Below are 14,405 nucleotides of genomic sequence, written 5' to 3' on the forward strand. Positions count from 1 at the left end.
TTACAAAGGGTTAGACTTACATACATTTCCGAATGTATGTACCATAGCACGACCATAATTTAAACGCAGCAATGGGTTTATGGGTTTGTGATCCATTGAACAATCGATATCGGACACTCGAGGTTTATTTATGAACAAAAACAGAGGGTTAACGCCTCTGGCGGCCGTTCTGATGCTTTCAGGAAGCTTAGTGCTAGCGGGATGTGACAACAAAGATTCGCAGCAGGCCGGGCAGCAACAGGCACCTGAAGTGGGCATCAAAACGTTGAAAAGCGCCCCACTTAAAATTACTACCGACCTGCCAGGTCGTACCTCATCGTTCCGAATTGCAGAAGTTCGCCCACAGGTCTCAGGCATTATTCTGAAACGCAACTTTGTTGAAGGAAGTGATATTAAGGCGGGCGAATCCTTGTATCAGATCGACCCGGCGACCTATCAGGCATCCTATAACAGTGCGAAAGGTGATCTGGCGCAGGCACAGGCGAATGCGCAAATCGCTGCATTAACCGTTAAGCGCTACAAGCCCCTGCTGGGCACCAAGTACATCAGCCAGCAGGACTATGACACCGCCATGTCTACCCAGGGTCAGACCGCGGCAGCCGTCCAGGTTGCTCAGGCCGCAGTAGAAACGGCACGCATCAACCTCGCCTATACCCGCGTGACCTCGCCTATCAGCGGACGCATTGGTAAATCCTCGGTGACGGAAGGCGCGTTAGTGGCCAGTGGGCAAACCACTGCCCTGGCAACCGTACAGCAACTGGACCCGATCTACGTCGATGTGACTCAGTCCAGCGAAGACTTTATGCGCCTGCGTAATGAGCTGAATGCCGGCAAGCTTCAGCAAACTGACGGTAAAGCACAAGTTAAGCTCCTGATGCAGAATGGTAGCGAATACGCCCAGAGCGGAACATTAGAATTCTCTGATGTCACCGTGGATGAAACCACGGGTTCCATCACACTGCGTGCCGTGTTCCCTAACCCGGACCACAGCCTCCTGCCTGGCATGTTCGTGCGTGCCCGACTCGATGAAGGTACCAATCCGAATGCACTGCTGGTTCCTCAGCAGGGTGTCACCCGTACGCCAACCGGTCAGGCGACCGCTATGGTCGTGGGCGCGGATAACAAGGTTGAAGTCCGCACGCTGAAAGCCGATCAGGCATTCGGTGATAAGTGGCTGGTAACGGAAGGTCTTAAAGATGGCGACCGTGTGATTGTGACCGGTCTGCAACGCGTGAAACCTGGTGCAGCGGTAACGCCTCAGGAAGTCAGCGATGACAGCGCCAAAGCAGGTACCGAGTCTCAGGCGAAGTCTGAACAACCGAAGTCTTAACAGGAGCCACTGAGACATGGCTAAGTTTTTTATCGATCGCCCCATCTTTGCCTGGGTAATCGCCATCATCATTATGTTGGCGGGTGCGCTGTCGATTCTTAAACTGCCGATCGAGCAATATCCTAACGTTGCTCCAACGGCCATTGAGATCACAGCAACCTACCCAGGTGCTGATGCGAAAACGCTGCAGGACTCCGTCACGCAGGTTATCGAACAAAATATGAACGGCATCGACGGCCTGATGTACATGGGTTCAAGCAGCGACTCCTCCGGGACGCTGCAGCTGACTCTGACATTTGAGTCGGGTACGGATGCTGACATCGCCCAGGTGCAGGTGCAAAACAAACTGCAACTGGCGATGCCGCTGCTGCCTCAGGAAGTGCAACAACAGGGGATTAAAGTTCAAAAATCCTCCAGTAGCTTCCTGATGGTCGCCGGCTTCATTAATGACAACGGCACCATGACGCAGAACGATCTCTCCGACTATGTCGGGTCGAACATTAAAGACCCTATCAGTCGAGTATCCGGCGTCGGTGACACCCAGCTGTTCGGTGCGCAGTACGCCATGCGTATCTGGATGGATCCTCATAAGCTTAACAACTACGCGCTGACGCCTGTTGATGTTATCAGCGCCATTAATACTCAGAACGCCCAGGTTGCAGCGGGTCAGCTCGGTGGCTCACCACCGGTGCAGGGCCAACAGCTTAATGCCTCGATTATTGCGCAGACTCGTCTGACCTCGGCTGAGGAGTTCGGCAAGATCCTGCTGAAGGTTAACAGCGATGGGTCACGCGTTCGTTTGAGCGACGTGGCACATATTGAGCTGGGCGGTGAAAACTACGAGATCATTGCCCGTTATAACGGACAACCGGCCTCCGGTCTGGGGATCAAACTGGCCACCGGCGCTAACGCGCTGGACACGGCGGCCGCAGTAAAAGCAGAATTAACCAAGCTGCAACCATTCTTCCCTTCCGGGATGAAAGTGGTTTATCCGTATGACACCACACCATTCGTTAAAATTTCCATTAACGAAGTGGTGAAAACGCTGGTGGAAGCCATCGTACTGGTATTCCTGGTGATGTATCTGTTCCTGCAAAACTTCCGCGCAACGCTGATCCCGACGATTGCCGTTCCGGTGGTATTGCTGGGGACCTTTGCTATTATCAGCGCCTTCGGGTATTCGATAAACACGCTGACGATGTTCGGGATGGTGCTGGCCATCGGCCTGTTGGTGGATGACGCCATCGTGGTAGTGGAAAACGTCGAGCGTGTGATGGCCGAAGAGGGCCTGCCGCCGAAGGAAGCCACCCGTAAATCGATGGATCAGATTCAGGGCGCCCTGGTGGGGATTGCTCTGGTTCTGTCGGCAGTATTTATTCCGATGGCCTTCTTCGGGGGTTCAACCGGCGTTATCTACCGTCAGTTCTCGATTACCATTGTCTCGGCAATGGTGCTGTCAGTGGTGGTTGCGTTGATCCTGACCCCGGCACTGTGTGCCACGATGCTGAAACCGATTGCGAAAGGCGATCACGGTAAAACAACCGGTTTCTTTGGCTGGTTCAACCGCCTGTTTGACAAGAGCACCAATCACTACACCGACAGCGTAGGCCACATCGTGCGCAGTACGGGTCGTTACCTGGTGATTTACCTGCTGATTGTCGTGGGCATGGCCTTCCTGTTCCTGCGCCTGCCGACCTCCTTCCTGCCGGAAGAAGATCAGGGTGTGTTCCTGACCATGGCCCAGCTTCCTGCCGGTGCCACTCAGGAACGTACTCAAAAGGTGCTGGATCAGGTGACCGATTACTATCTGACAAAAGAAAAAGCCACTGTGAACTCCGTGTTTACAGTTAACGGCTTTGGTTTTGCCGGTCGTGGTCAGAACACCGGTCTTGCCTTCGTCAGCCTGAAGCCGTGGGATGAACGTCCGGGTGCGGATAATAAGGTTCCGGCAATTGCCGGGCGGGCAATGGGTGCACTGTCAGCGATTAAAGATGCGATGGTCATCCCGTTCAACCTGCCAGCGATTGTCGAACTGGGTCAGGCTACCGGCTTCGACTTCCAGCTGATCGATCAGGGTGGCCTTGGCCATGAACAACTGACTGCCGCGCGTAACCAGCTGCTGGGTATGATTGCTCAACATCCGGACGTGCTGGTCGGTGTTCGCCCTAACGGTCTGGAAGATACTCCTCAGTTTAAACTGAATATCGATCAGGAAAAAGCGCAGGCGCTGGGGGTATCGCTGTCTGATATCAACACCACGCTGGCAGCGGCCTGGGGCGGCTCCTACGTCAATGACTTCATTGACCGTGGCCGTGTGAAGAAAGTGTACGTGATGGGTGATGCACCTTACCGTATGCTGCCTGGCGATATCGGTAACTGGTATGTGCGTTCTTCCAGTGGCGAGATGGTCTCTTTTGATGCCTTCGCGTCTGCCAACTGGGTGTACGGTTCGCCACGTCTGGAACGTTATAACGGCCTGCCGTCAATGGAGCTGTTAGGACAACCGGCTCCGGGTAAAAGCTCCGGTGAAGCGATGGATCTGATGCAGGATCTGGCCTCGAAGCTACCTACCGGTATTGGTTATGACTGGACGGGGATGTCGTATCAGGAACGTTTGTCGGGTAATCAGGCTCCGGCACTGTATGCCATCTCGCTGATTGTCGTGTTCCTGTGTCTGGCTGCACTGTACGAAAGCTGGTCGATTCCGTTCTCGGTTATGCTGGTGGTTCCGTTGGGTGTGGTCGGTGCGCTGATCTTCACCACCCTGCGCGGACTGAGCAATGACGTTTACTTCGTCGTGGGGCTGCTGACAACCATAGGGTTATCCGCGAAGAACGCCATCCTGATCGTCGAGTTTGCTAAAGACCTGATGGAAAAAGAAGGGAAAGGACTGGTTGAGGCTACCCTGGATGCGGTACGTATGCGTTTACGTCCGATTCTGATGACCTCTCTGGCCTTTATCCTCGGTGTTCTGCCGCTGGCAATCAGTAGCGGTGCCGGTTCCGGTGCTCAGAACGCCGTCGGTACTGGCGTCATGGGCGGTATGGTGACGGCAACCGTACTGGCTATCTTCTTTGTTCCTGTGTTCTTTGTGGTGGTACGCCGCCGCTTCAGTAAGAACAAAGAGGAGCTGGAACACAGCCATCCTGTTGATACCCATCATCACTGATCAACGCTGAGTTGATGTGATTAAGAGGCCACCTTCGGGTGGCCTCTTTTTTTTTGCTTATTTGCCTTCCTCCTCCCCCTTCTGAAGTTGCAATTTAACAATCAGCAGCGCATACTAATGTTATAGTATAACATTACACTTGAGGCCAATAATGAAACAGGGCATTCATCCTGCATACCGCCAGGTAGTTTTCCATGACACCACAGCTGATGCTTACTTTGTGGTGGGTTCCACCATCAAAACTGACCGCACGATTGAACATGAAGGTAAACAGATGCCGTATGTCCTGCTGGACGTCTCTTCTGCATCACATGTTTATTACACCGGTAAACAGAAAGAATTTGCTAAAGAAGGCAGCGCCGCACGCTTCAGCCAGCGCTTCGGCGGTTTTCTTGGCGCGATGAAAAAGTAAGGAGTCATCATGCAGGTATTAAGCTCACTGGCTTCGGCCAAAAAACGCCACAAAGATTGTAAGATCGTTCGCCGCCATGGCCGCGTCTTTGTTATTTGTAAAAGTAACCCCCGCTTTAAAGCCGTACAGGGCATGGGGGGGAAAAAACGCTGATCGCCCCCGCAGGTGGTGACTGTAAAAGGGATAGCACAAGCTATCCCTTTTTTTGCCTTTTTTCTGCCACATCCCCCTCACCGTTATCAATCCTTAATACTTCCAGAGCGTTAGTGAAAACCATATTACGCCAACCCTTATTTCGCTGCGGCTACCGGCATTTTAAGCCAAGATAAAAACATCAAAATCAGTAGCTTAAAAAAGCAAATAAAGAGTCAGGCATTAGTAATGTTACGGGTAATACTTTAATAGGGACATCAAATGAAACGTTCAACATTCGCTCTATTATGCACATGTGCGATCTATTCTGTTGCAGGCCATGCCACGCCCATCCAGCTTTCGGCGTACAGCAACCTGCCGAAAGACACCGAAGTGAATGGCTTTCACGGTACGCTGTTTTATAGCGATACGGGTACCGTCAGCGGTTTGGATCTGCCTGTTCTCGGTTATGATCAGCTCGATCAGCTCAACGGTTTGCAGCTTGGCGTGATAGCGGGCTCTCGTATCCGGCATGGCATGAATGGTGCCGCAATCAGCCTGTTTAACTGGCACGGCGGTGAAGACAATGGTTTCAACCTGGGTGTCGTTAACCGTGTCGGCGATCTGTACGGTGCGAGCCTGGGAATTTACAGCGAGGCGAAAAGTATTAACGGGGTAAACCTCGGGGTGTTTACTGCCACGGGCGACGTGAACGGTGTCAATCTTGGCGCCATTGCTAATGACACGACCGGACAGGTGAATGGCGTTAATGTAGCCCCCTTTAACTGGACTCAGCAGGATACGGCAGGGGTGAATGTCAGCATCCTGAACCACTCCGGGAATGTGAACGGCGTCAATGTTGGCGCGCTGGGCAACTGGAGTGAAGGTGATATCAACGGTCTCAATCTTGGCCTCGTCAACGTTTCCGGCAGTATTACTGGGGCAAATTTAGCTCCCTTTAACTATTCGGGAGACATTACGGGGGCCAACGTCGGGCTGGTGAGCATGGCGCATAATGTGACAGGGATGAACCTGGGCGCGGTCAATATTTCCCGCGATGTGGAAGGCGCTAATCTGGGCGTGGTCAACGTCTCTCATCACGTTAACGGGCTTAATTTCGGCGCGGTTAATTTTTCCGCCGGGGAAAGCAGCACTGATATTGGCGCCTTTAACTATGCCGATACCACCTCCTTTCAGTTTGGTCTGATTAACGCGACTCAACACCTTGAGGGACTGCAAATTGGGGTCATCAATATCGCCGCCAACGCCGCCGTTCCGGTTCTGCCACTGGTGAACTATCACCGTACCTTCTGATTTTTAGCCCCCCCGGCTCAGGGGGCTGTCAGTAAAATCCTTACTTCATACTGCTGACCATCGCATTCACATTATGTTTAAAGGCGTTGATATAACTGTCAGCCGCTCCCCCACGGGCTGTTAAGGCTTCCGGATAAAGCTCCCCACCGGAGGTTGCCCCACCGGAGGCAGCAATTTGTTGAACCAGTCGCGGATCAGTCTGATTTTCAATAAAGTACGCATGGATTTTCTCATGCTTTAGCTGCCTGATCAGTGCAGCGACATCAGAGGCACTGGCCTCAGACTCCGTTGAAAAACCTACCGGTGACAGGAATTTCACACCGTACCGATGTCCAAAGTAGCCAAAAGCATCGTGACTGGTCAGCACTTTCCGTTTTTCCACCGGTATCACACTGAACGCCTTTTGCGCCCAGCCATCCAACTGCTTCAGCTGTGCAATATACGCATTTCCGTGCTGACGGAAATAATCTGCATCCTGCGGATCGGCGGCAATCAGTGCATTCATCACGTTAGTGGCATAAGTCACACCGTTCTGCATACTGTTCCAGGCATGGGGATCGGTGATGGTCTTGCCATCTTCTTCCATGGTGCGGGTATTAATGCCGCTGGAAGCCACAACCGTCTGCCCTTTATAGCCGGATGCCGAAATCAGACGGTCCATCCACCCTTCCATACCCAGTCCACTGACAAAAACAAGATCAGCCTTTGCGAGCGCCTGACTGTCTTTCGGTGTGGGTTCGAAGCTATGCGGATCGCCATTTGGCCCCACCAGACTTTTTACCACCACATGCTCACCGCCGACATTCTTTACGATATCAGCCAGCACGGTAAAGCTGGCTACCGCTTCCACGGTCTTTGCCATCGCTAACGGGGTGGCCATTACTGCTGACACTGCCAGCACTAAAGGTAATTTTTTCATTTTGACTCCTTTGCCATAGACAATGTTTTGCGTCCGGCAAAAATGCCGCCGCAAGGCCCGATTAAAATAGAAATAAAAAACAAAATTGCAGCACTGAGCACCACAGCGGGCCCGGCAGGTAATGAGAGATAAAAAGAGGCATAGAGACCACTGAAGCTGGCGATAGTCGCCAGAATCATTGCGGCGGCCAGCGTGCCGGAAAGATGGCGACTCCAGAAGCGCGCACTGGCGGCCGGTAGCATCATCAGGCCGACACTCATCAGCGTGCCGAGCACCTGAAACCCGGCGACCAGATTCACCACCACCAGCACAAGAAAAATGCCGTGCACCAGCGGCGAGGTCCAGCGGTTCTGGGCGCGTAAAAAAGTTGGGTCGAAAGCATCGATCACCAGTGGTCGGTAGATAAGAGCTAAAATCAGCAAAGACACGCTGCTGATGGTACTGACCAGCACAATAGAGGGAGTATCGACCGCCAGAAGCGACCCAAACAGAACGTGCAGCAGATCAACGCTGGAACCGCGTAAGGAGACCAGAGTGACGCCCAGCGCCAGCGAGCCGAGATAGAAACCTGCAAAACTGGCATCCTCACGCAGTGGCGTATAGCGGCTTACCGCGCCCGACAACAGGGCGACCGTCAGTCCGGCAATTGCCCCACCAATACCCATCGCCACCAGCGAGAGCCCGGAAAGCAGATAACCTATAGCGGCACCGGGCAGCACGGCATGTGATAATGCGTCGCCGACCAGACTCATGCGGCGCAGCAGAAGAAAAACTCCCAGCGGTGTAGCACTGAGCGACAACGCCACGCAGGCGATCAGTGCACGGCGCATAAAACCGAACTCGATGAAAGGTTGTATCAGCATCATATCCGGCTCCCTGCATTGCGAACGAAATCCAGTCCGGTTACGCCGCTGTCGCGGCACGACCATTCACAATGCTGATCCTTCAGGCGTAATACCTGTGGGAAATGTTCCGCCACCGTCGCCATATCATGCAGAACGACAATCAATGTACATCCCGCACGATGGCGCTCTGCCAGCAGCGCCAGCAGCAACGCTGTGGTATCGCTGTCGACTCCAGTGAAGGGTTCATCAAGCAGCAGCAATCCGGCATCCTGAATCAGCAGACGGGCAAATAAAACGCGCTGTAGCTGACCGCCCGACAGGGTGCCGGGTGCGGCATTGACAAAAGGCAACATGTTGACGCGTTCCAGCGCGACCAGAGCCTCCTCCCTCTGCTGCCTGGAAATGCCGCGAAACCAGCCACAGCGACGCCAGAATCCCATCGCGACCAGATCAAACACCGTGAGTGGAAAGCTCTTTTCAAGTTCGGAATGCTGTGGCAGCCAGGCCACGGTCGGACGCGGTAGGGAATAACGAAAGGAGCCACTGATGGCTGGAAGCATTCCACACAACGTTTTCAGCAGTGTTGACTTACCGCATCCATTGGCCCCCACTAATGCCGTCATGCTGCCGTGGCTAAATGTTCCTGACAGCGGGGGGGTTACAGCACGATGCTGGTAGCCTACCACCAGTTGATTCAACAGGATCATCAGCTCGCCGCCCACCACGTCAGCATAACCAGCATCATTACCAGAATGGCCGTGAGCACCACGCGCAGCCATGCCGGGCAGGTTATAAGCGTACCGAAACGTAAAAAAATGGGGGATGTGTTCATAAAAAACCAGATAAAATGTTATAACATAACAATTAAAATATCGTAAAAAGCGCCTCATCGGCACAGTAAAAATGTATCCAGGTATTTCACGGTACGTGAGGTTAGTCGCCCGTTTTTATATAAATAAAATTCAACAAGCCGTAAAGGCTGTGACAAAAGGCGCATTTCAGGTGAAAATAATCAACTGACAAATCATCACCATAGGCTACACTGGATTAAGCAGATGCTTTTATTAACAGTCAGAAACAATAGCCCTGATTAGTAAAAATTAACTCTGTGAGGAAAAAATGCGCAAAACGATAACGTTAAAATATCGTCAAACTCCTCCTGACCCACTAGAATTAATGGGTGTGAAACAACAGATAATTCCCAAAATAGAAGATAATTCTGTAGGTGCTCTGGAATGGTATTCACAGAATGCGCGATATGTTCCCGACGACGACAGAATTATTTCCCTGGAACATTTGCAGCAATCGCGTTATAAACTTAACTATCGTTTTCGCTGGAAGCCGTTCAATGCCTGTCTGGATATAGACGCCTTTGAAACGTCTAACCATTCAGTCAATTTTAGCTATCACCCAGGAGCTCCGGCGTTTGATTTTGCTGATAACCATCGCCATGAAATGTCAGATGAATTGTAATATTGAGTCAGGCATTTAACGCCTAATTAAATTAAGTTATATTTTGTATATACTATTCATAGTTGAGATGTATTTATCACTTCCTGGCACACCCTGTTTAAAAGTGCAGTCATATGGCACGTTTCGCAAGCTATGGAGGGGAAAAAGATGGACGAATACTCACCGAGAAGGCATGATATTGCACAGCTTAAATTCTTATGCGAGAACCTGTACGATGAAAGCCTGGCGACATTAGGTGACAGCCATCATGGCTGGGTTAACGATCCTACTTCTGTTGCTAATCTTCAGCTTAATGATCTTATCGAGCATATTGCAGCCTTTACTATGAATTACAAAATTAAGCACATTGAGGATGTTGACCTGATAAGCCAGGTTGATGAATACCTTGATGACACTTTCACATTGTTCAGTAATTATGGCATTAATGTTCAGGACTTACAGCGATGGCAGAAATGTGCAAAGCGGCTGTTCAACATTTTTGCAGAAGAGTGTTCAACGGCACGTACACAGGCCAGTCATTCCTTTTAGTAACCCATTACTCTTTCTACGGTTTAATAATGACAGACAAACTTTTAACGAAAACTGATTATCTTATGCGCCTGAGACGCTGTCGTTCAATCGACACGCTTGAGCGTGTAATCGAAAAAAACAAATACGAATTATCTGATGACGAACTGGCTGTATTCTATTCGGCTGCGGATCATCGCCTGGCTGAGCTGACAATGAATAAGCTCTATGACAAAGTGCCTGTGGCAGTATGGAAATTTGTTCGTTAAGCGTGTGACAACTGAAGCTGGAGGAAGTGGAGAGAGGCTGGGGGCAGAATTGGGTGGGGGCCCTGCCAGCTACATCCCGGCACACGCGTCATCTGTTACGGCTGCTTCCTTCCGGATCTGACCGAGTTCACAAATTAGCATTGCGGGAGAACCAACCGGGCCCCCATTGAGTGCCCTGGATAACCAGAGCGCAGGCATTATCAATGATGCCCTTGCCAATTGCAAGCCACCCCCTCATGACCGTTGGTTTCTTGCACGATTAGCCGCATATTTCTTTCGGCAGAGATAATCATGACCTTCGAAAACGATAGCTTTCAGCAACGCATCTATCAGATTGTCGCCGCGATCCCTCCTGGTTCCGTTGCCACCTACGGTGACATTGCCCATATGGCAGGTTCCCCACGCGCGGCCCGTCAGGTAGGTGGCGTGTTAAAACGCCTTCCAGCGGGCAGTAAGCTGCCATGGCATCGCGTCATTAACCGGAAAGGGGCGATCTCATTAGCGGGTGACGATCTCAGCAGACAGCGCAACGCACTGTTGAAGGAAGGGATCGCAGTGTCAGCGGAAGGCAATATCGATCTTAAGCGCTACCGCTGGCAGCCTTAAAAACGCCCCTTCCGGGGCGCTGTATCTTTTACAGAGACGTCGGCGCCGGAACGGCTGAAGACGGAGTCACCTGCGTCGGTGACGTGGAGGGTAACGTGGTCGCTGCACCGTTCTGCGTTGGCATAGCCATAGAAGGCACAGGCACCAGCGTCAGATCCTGTTCCGTCCCGCCCGTGGTCACAACCTGCTTAACGGTGTCGGTAATGAACAGCATTTTACCGTCAACAGTCACCGCTGCGCTTAACAGAATACGGGCTCCGGGTTGGACATCTGCCGGGTTGAAAGGCAGGGTAAATTTGAACGGAGCCTGCTTGCCTTCGGTACGCACGGCACGCTGCGACAGCACTTTAGACGGTGCATCTGCCAGAGAGGCATCAGACAGGGTCACGGTCAGCACGGCATCCGGTGGCAGGGCCACTTTCTGACGGATCCAGACTGTCCCGCTCACGTTAGGCTGCTTAATCACCGCCTGCTGCCCGTTCACCTGGGAACCCAGGGTTGGCGTCGGCACATCTTTGCTTTTATCAGCACAGCCTGAAATGGCTACAGCCAGCGCCGCACTACTTAATACATGCCAGTATTTCATTGATAGTTCTCCTTCCAATCAACGCTTACGGCCATCACTACGCCGCAAAAAAGACAGTTCTCTACTGCCTGGGTAGCTTTAATTCTGGCACACGTTCCTGATTTTTTCCTGCAACCCCCTGATAATCTGCTTTTGCCCCCCTCCCCCACAGATCGCATAAACAGACGTTGACGCTAACTGGTCGGATCTCGCAAACTGGAAAAGGAAAAATTATTGAGGAACCGCATATGGGCCAGGCGCTGCAAAATTTGTTAAATCTGCTGGATTTGGAAACGCTGGAAGAAGGCCTGTTTCGAGGGCAAAGTGAAGATCTGGGCCTGCGCCAGGTCTTTGGCGGACAGGTGGTTGGACAGGCACTGTATGCAGCGAAACAGACGGTACCGCAGGCACGTATTATTCACTCCTTCCACAGCTACTTCCTGCGTCCTGGCGACAGTCAGAAAGCCATTATTTATGATGTTGAAAACCTGCGTGATGGCCAGAGCTTTAGCGCCCGACGGGTCAAAGCCGTACAGAACGGTAAACCTATTTTCTATATGACCGCCTCCTTCCAGGGGCCTGAAAGCGGCTTCGAACATCAAAAACAGATGCCTGATGTCCCGGGGCCGGACAATCTGCCCAACGAGACGGAGATTGCCCGCCAGCTGGCACACTACATTCCGGAGAAGGCACGCGATAAATTTCTTTCTGAAAAACCCTTTGAGATCCGCCCGGTTGAGTTTCATAACCCGTTAAAAGGCCACGTCAGCGAACCGGCGCGCTATACCTGGCTACGGGCGAACGGCACCATGCCGGAAGATAAACGCATTCATCAGTATTTGCTGGGCTATGCTTCAGACTTTAACTTTTTGCCTGTCTCACTGCAGCCGCATGGGAAAGGCTTCCTGGAGCCGGGAATGCAGGTGGCGACGATTGACCACTCCATGTGGTTCCATCGCCCTTTCGACCTGAACGAATGGCTGCTGTACAGCGTAGAGAGCACCTCTGCCTCCAGTGCGCGTGGCTTTGTACGCGGTGAGTTCTGGAATCAGCAGGGCGTCCTCGTCGCCTCTACCGTGCAGGAAGGTGTGATCCGCCAGCGATCTTAACCGGCTCCATAAAAAAAGCGGGCCTGATGGCCCGCTGTTTCTTCGGCTTGCTGCGCACCGCCTTTTCAGGCTGACAGCCGCTTACTGGTTGTAAGCATTCTCGCCGTGGCTGTTGACGTCCAGCCCTTCACGTTCGTGCTCTTCCGGCACACGCAGACCAACAATCATATCCGCCACTTTAAAGCCGACGAACGCCACCACCGCCGTCCAGACAATCGTCAGGCCCACGCTGAACAGCTGTACCCAGACCTGATGTCCCATGGTCACGCCTTCTGCGTAGCCTACGCCGCCCAGAGAAGAAGAGGCGAAGATACCGGTCAGGATGCAGCCAACAATACCGCAGACGCCGTGAACACCGAAGACATCGCAGGGATCGTCAACACGCAGCCATTTTTTCAGAATGGTGACGCCCCAGAGACCGGCGAGCCCCCCGACCAGACCAATAATCAGTGCTCCGCCTACGCCCACATAGCCACAGGCTGGCGTGATGGCGACCAGACCGGCAATCACACCCGAGCTGACGCCCAGCAGAGAAGGCTTACCGCGCAAGGCCCACTCACCGAAGGTCCAGCTTAACATCGCTCCCGCTGTCGCAATCACGGTGTTGAGGAATGCCAGGCCGGCAATTTCGTTAGCTGCACTGGCTGAACCCGCGTTAAAGCCGAACCAGCCAAAGTAGAGAATAGCTGTACCGGTAAATACCATCGGCAGGTTGTGAGGTTTGAACGCCTCTTTACCAAAACCGGCTCGTTTACCGACCAGGTAAGCGCCGACCAGACCCGCCACCGCCGCATTGATGTGTACAACCGTACCGCCCGCAAAGTCCAGCGCGCCGTCCTGAGCGAGGAAACCACCTGCCCATACCATGTGCGCAATCGGCAGGTAGGCAAAGGTCAGCCAGATGACGACAAAAATCAGCAAGGCAGAGAAGCGAATACGTTCAGCGATAGCACCCACAATCAGCCCCACGGTGATGCAGGCGAAGGAGGCCTGGAAGGCAACGTGAATGTACTGGTAGTAAGACCCCATCACGGCGGTCGGTGAGATATTTTTCAACATCGCCCAGTTAAAGTTACCGAAGAACGCATTCCCTTCGCTGAACGCCAGTGAGTAGCCGTAGACCATCCACAGCACACAGACCATGGCGAAGGTCATTGCCACCTGAGTCAGCATCGACAGCACGTTTTTAGCGCGGATCAAGCCGCCGTAAAACAGGGCAATGCCGGGGATTGTCATAAACAGCACCAGCGCGGTGCAGATCATCATAAAGGCATTATCGGCTTTATCAGCAACTGCAGGCGCAGCGGCCATTGCCAGCGACGGTAAAAAAGCAGCACCGGCGAGGCCAAACTTAGCGATTTTTTTCATTTTGTCCCATCCCATCATAATTCTGAGCCCCGAATTACAGTGCTGCTTCGTCAGTTTCGCCGGTGCGAATACGAATGACCCGTTGCAGTTCTGCAACAAAGATCTTCCCGTCACCAATCTTGCCTGTGTAGGCCGCTTTGCTAATCACATCGACCACTTCATCAAGCTGGTCGTCTGCAATCGCGATATCAATTTTTACTTTTGGCAGGAAGTTCACGCTGTATTCAGCACCGCGATACAGTTCTGCATGACCTTTCTGGCGGCCGAAGCCTTTGACTTCAGTGACCGTAAGACCCTGAATGCCGATTGACGACAGTGCTTCACGCACGTCTTCCAGTTTGAACGGTTTGATTACCACGGTAACCAGCTTCATACGATCCCCTCCAG

The 14,405-nt window shown here is 52.5% G+C and carries 16 protein-coding genes and 1 other RNA gene; 10 read left to right on the forward strand and 7 right to left on the reverse strand.

Annotation, left to right across the window (positions count from 1 at the left end; genetic code table 11):
• The first annotated feature begins 130 nt into the window (after positions 1-130).
• The 5 genes from K6L24_RS16160 to K6L24_RS16180 all read left to right on the forward strand — a co-directional run bounded on the left by K6L24_RS16160 (position 131) and on the right by K6L24_RS16180 (position 6,357).
• Positions 131-1,330 (forward strand): efflux RND transporter periplasmic adaptor subunit, encoded by a 1,200-nt coding sequence (locus K6L24_RS16160; protein WP_118664523.1) that lies wholly within the window; start codon positions 131-133, stop codon positions 1,328-1,330.
• Between the two features lie 16 nt (positions 1,331-1,346).
• On the forward strand, positions 1,347-4,499 hold the full coding sequence (gene acrB, locus K6L24_RS16165; protein WP_137268734.1) for a multidrug efflux RND transporter permease subunit AcrB: 3,153 nt from the start codon (positions 1,347-1,349) through the stop codon (positions 4,497-4,499).
• 151 nt (positions 4,500-4,650) lie between these two features.
• Positions 4,651-4,911 (forward strand): type B 50S ribosomal protein L31, encoded by a 261-nt coding sequence (locus K6L24_RS16170; protein WP_062745010.1) that lies wholly within the window; start codon positions 4,651-4,653, stop codon positions 4,909-4,911.
• Positions 4,912-4,920: 9 nt separating this feature from the next.
• The gene (gene ykgO, locus K6L24_RS16175; RefSeq protein ID WP_222681648.1) at positions 4,921-5,064 is read left to right on the forward strand and encodes a type B 50S ribosomal protein L36; all 144 of its coding nucleotides are present in this window, start codon (positions 4,921-4,923) and stop codon (positions 5,062-5,064) included.
• A 261-nt stretch (positions 5,065-5,325) separates the two neighbouring features.
• Positions 5,326-6,357, forward strand: a complete 1,032-nt coding sequence (locus tag K6L24_RS16180; protein WP_062745004.1) for a hypothetical protein — start codon at positions 5,326-5,328, stop codon at positions 6,355-6,357.
• A gap of 40 nt (positions 6,358-6,397) precedes the next feature.
• Here K6L24_RS16180 and K6L24_RS16185 read toward each other — a convergent pair whose 3' ends face one another.
• From K6L24_RS16185 to K6L24_RS16195, 3 genes are read right to left on the reverse strand one after another with little or no spacing between them, the layout of a single operon-like run.
• Positions 6,398-7,276 carry a metal ABC transporter substrate-binding protein gene (locus tag K6L24_RS16185; RefSeq protein ID WP_062745002.1) on the reverse strand — a complete coding sequence of 293 codons (879 nt, stop codon included), beginning with the start codon at positions 7,274-7,276 and terminating at the stop codon, positions 6,398-6,400.
• The gene (locus tag K6L24_RS16190) at positions 7,273-8,142 is read right to left on the reverse strand and encodes a metal ABC transporter permease (RefSeq protein WP_062745000.1); all 870 of its coding nucleotides are present in this window, start codon (positions 8,140-8,142) and stop codon (positions 7,273-7,275) included. Before K6L24_RS16190 ends, K6L24_RS16185 begins: the two co-directional genes overlap by 4 nt.
• Positions 8,139-8,828 (reverse strand): metal ABC transporter ATP-binding protein, encoded by a 690-nt coding sequence (locus K6L24_RS16195; protein WP_118665845.1) that lies wholly within the window; start codon positions 8,826-8,828, stop codon positions 8,139-8,141. Before K6L24_RS16195 ends, K6L24_RS16190 begins: the two co-directional genes overlap by 4 nt.
• 412 nt (positions 8,829-9,240) lie before the next feature.
• Here K6L24_RS16195 and K6L24_RS16200 point away from each other — a divergent pair, with 412 nt between their 5' ends.
• The 3 genes from K6L24_RS16200 (at position 9,241) to K6L24_RS16210 (ending at position 10,370) form a co-directional block, all read left to right on the forward strand.
• Positions 9,241-9,594 carry a hypothetical protein gene (locus K6L24_RS16200; RefSeq protein WP_062744998.1) on the forward strand — a complete coding sequence of 118 codons (354 nt, stop codon included), beginning with the start codon at positions 9,241-9,243 and terminating at the stop codon, positions 9,592-9,594.
• A 147-nt stretch (positions 9,595-9,741) separates the two neighbouring features.
• Positions 9,742-10,122: an Hha toxicity modulator TomB gene (gene tomB / locus K6L24_RS16205; protein ID WP_062744996.1), complete on the forward strand. Its 381-nt coding sequence runs from the start codon at positions 9,742-9,744 to the stop codon at positions 10,120-10,122.
• 29 nt (positions 10,123-10,151) lie between these two features.
• A complete protein-coding gene (locus K6L24_RS16210) occupies positions 10,152-10,370 on the forward strand; it encodes an HHA domain-containing protein (protein ID WP_004156337.1) in 219 nt (72 codons plus the stop codon).
• 60 nt (positions 10,371-10,430) lie between these two features.
• Here the strand turns inward: K6L24_RS16210 and ffs are convergent.
• Positions 10,431-10,527, reverse strand: an RNA gene (gene ffs, locus K6L24_RS16215) — signal recognition particle sRNA small type.
• Between the two features lie 134 nt (positions 10,528-10,661).
• Between ffs and K6L24_RS16220 the strand changes: the two genes are divergently transcribed.
• Positions 10,662-10,976, forward strand: coding sequence for an MGMT family protein (locus K6L24_RS16220; RefSeq protein WP_062744994.1), 315 nt, complete (start codon positions 10,662-10,664; stop codon positions 10,974-10,976).
• 28 nt (positions 10,977-11,004) lie between these two features.
• Here K6L24_RS16220 and K6L24_RS16225 read toward each other — a convergent pair whose 3' ends face one another.
• The gene (locus tag K6L24_RS16225; RefSeq protein WP_062744992.1) at positions 11,005-11,562 is read right to left on the reverse strand and encodes a YbaY family lipoprotein; all 558 of its coding nucleotides are present in this window, start codon (positions 11,560-11,562) and stop codon (positions 11,005-11,007) included.
• A 227-nt stretch (positions 11,563-11,789) separates the two neighbouring features.
• Here K6L24_RS16225 and tesB point away from each other — a divergent pair, with 227 nt between their 5' ends.
• Entirely contained in the window at positions 11,790-12,650 is an 861-nt protein-coding gene (tesB, locus tag K6L24_RS16230; protein ID WP_062744990.1) for an acyl-CoA thioesterase II, read from the forward strand.
• A gap of 81 nt (positions 12,651-12,731) precedes the next feature.
• On the opposite strand, the gene amtB is transcribed toward tesB, so the two are convergent.
• Both amtB and glnK read right to left on the reverse strand, forming a co-directional pair.
• Positions 12,732-14,033, reverse strand: coding sequence for an ammonium transporter AmtB (amtB, locus tag K6L24_RS16235; RefSeq protein ID WP_118664527.1), 1,302 nt, complete (start codon positions 14,031-14,033; stop codon positions 12,732-12,734).
• 19 nt (positions 14,034-14,052) lie between these two features.
• The gene (glnK, locus tag K6L24_RS16240) at positions 14,053-14,391 is read right to left on the reverse strand and encodes a P-II family nitrogen regulator (RefSeq protein WP_007886947.1); all 339 of its coding nucleotides are present in this window, start codon (positions 14,389-14,391) and stop codon (positions 14,053-14,055) included.
• Positions 14,392-14,405 lie beyond the last annotated feature (14 nt).

Source organism: Erwinia persicina (assembly GCF_019844095.1).
GTDB lineage: Bacteria > Pseudomonadota > Gammaproteobacteria > Enterobacterales > Enterobacteriaceae > Erwinia > Erwinia persicina.

Excerpts from the sequence above, each read along its gene's own strand:
- tesB (WP_062744990.1), top strand. The coding sequence starts at position 11,790 with ATGGGCCAGGCGCTGCAAAATTTGTTAAATCTGCTGGATTTGGAAACG.
- K6L24_RS16195 (WP_118665845.1), bottom strand. The coding sequence starts at position 8,828 with ATGATCCTGTTGAATCAACTGGTGGTAGGCTACCAGCATCGTGCTGTA.
- K6L24_RS16225 (WP_062744992.1), bottom strand. The coding sequence starts at position 11,562 with ATGAAATACTGGCATGTATTAAGTAGTGCGGCGCTGGCTGTAGCCATT.
- glnK (WP_007886947.1), bottom strand. The coding sequence starts at position 14,391 with ATGAAGCTGGTTACCGTGGTAATCAAACCGTTCAAACTGGAAGACGTG.
- amtB (WP_118664527.1), bottom strand. The coding sequence starts at position 14,033 with ATGGGATGGGACAAAATGAAAAAAATCGCTAAGTTTGGCCTCGCCGGT.
- ykgO (WP_222681648.1), top strand. The coding sequence starts at position 4,921 with ATGCAGGTATTAAGCTCACTGGCTTCGGCCAAAAAACGCCACAAAGAT.
- K6L24_RS16180 (WP_062745004.1), top strand. The coding sequence starts at position 5,326 with ATGAAACGTTCAACATTCGCTCTATTATGCACATGTGCGATCTATTCT.
- tomB (WP_062744996.1), top strand. The coding sequence starts at position 9,742 with ATGGACGAATACTCACCGAGAAGGCATGATATTGCACAGCTTAAATTC.
- K6L24_RS16200 (WP_062744998.1), top strand. The coding sequence starts at position 9,241 with ATGCGCAAAACGATAACGTTAAAATATCGTCAAACTCCTCCTGACCCA.
- K6L24_RS16185 (WP_062745002.1), bottom strand. The coding sequence starts at position 7,276 with ATGAAAAAATTACCTTTAGTGCTGGCAGTGTCAGCAGTAATGGCCACC.
- K6L24_RS16160 (WP_118664523.1), top strand. The coding sequence starts at position 131 with ATGAACAAAAACAGAGGGTTAACGCCTCTGGCGGCCGTTCTGATGCTT.
- K6L24_RS16210 (WP_004156337.1), top strand. The coding sequence starts at position 10,152 with ATGACAGACAAACTTTTAACGAAAACTGATTATCTTATGCGCCTGAGA.
- K6L24_RS16170 (WP_062745010.1), top strand. The coding sequence starts at position 4,651 with ATGAAACAGGGCATTCATCCTGCATACCGCCAGGTAGTTTTCCATGAC.
- acrB (WP_137268734.1), top strand. The coding sequence starts at position 1,347 with ATGGCTAAGTTTTTTATCGATCGCCCCATCTTTGCCTGGGTAATCGCC.
- K6L24_RS16190 (WP_062745000.1), bottom strand. The coding sequence starts at position 8,142 with ATGATGCTGATACAACCTTTCATCGAGTTCGGTTTTATGCGCCGTGCA.
- K6L24_RS16220 (WP_062744994.1), top strand. The coding sequence starts at position 10,662 with ATGACCTTCGAAAACGATAGCTTTCAGCAACGCATCTATCAGATTGTC.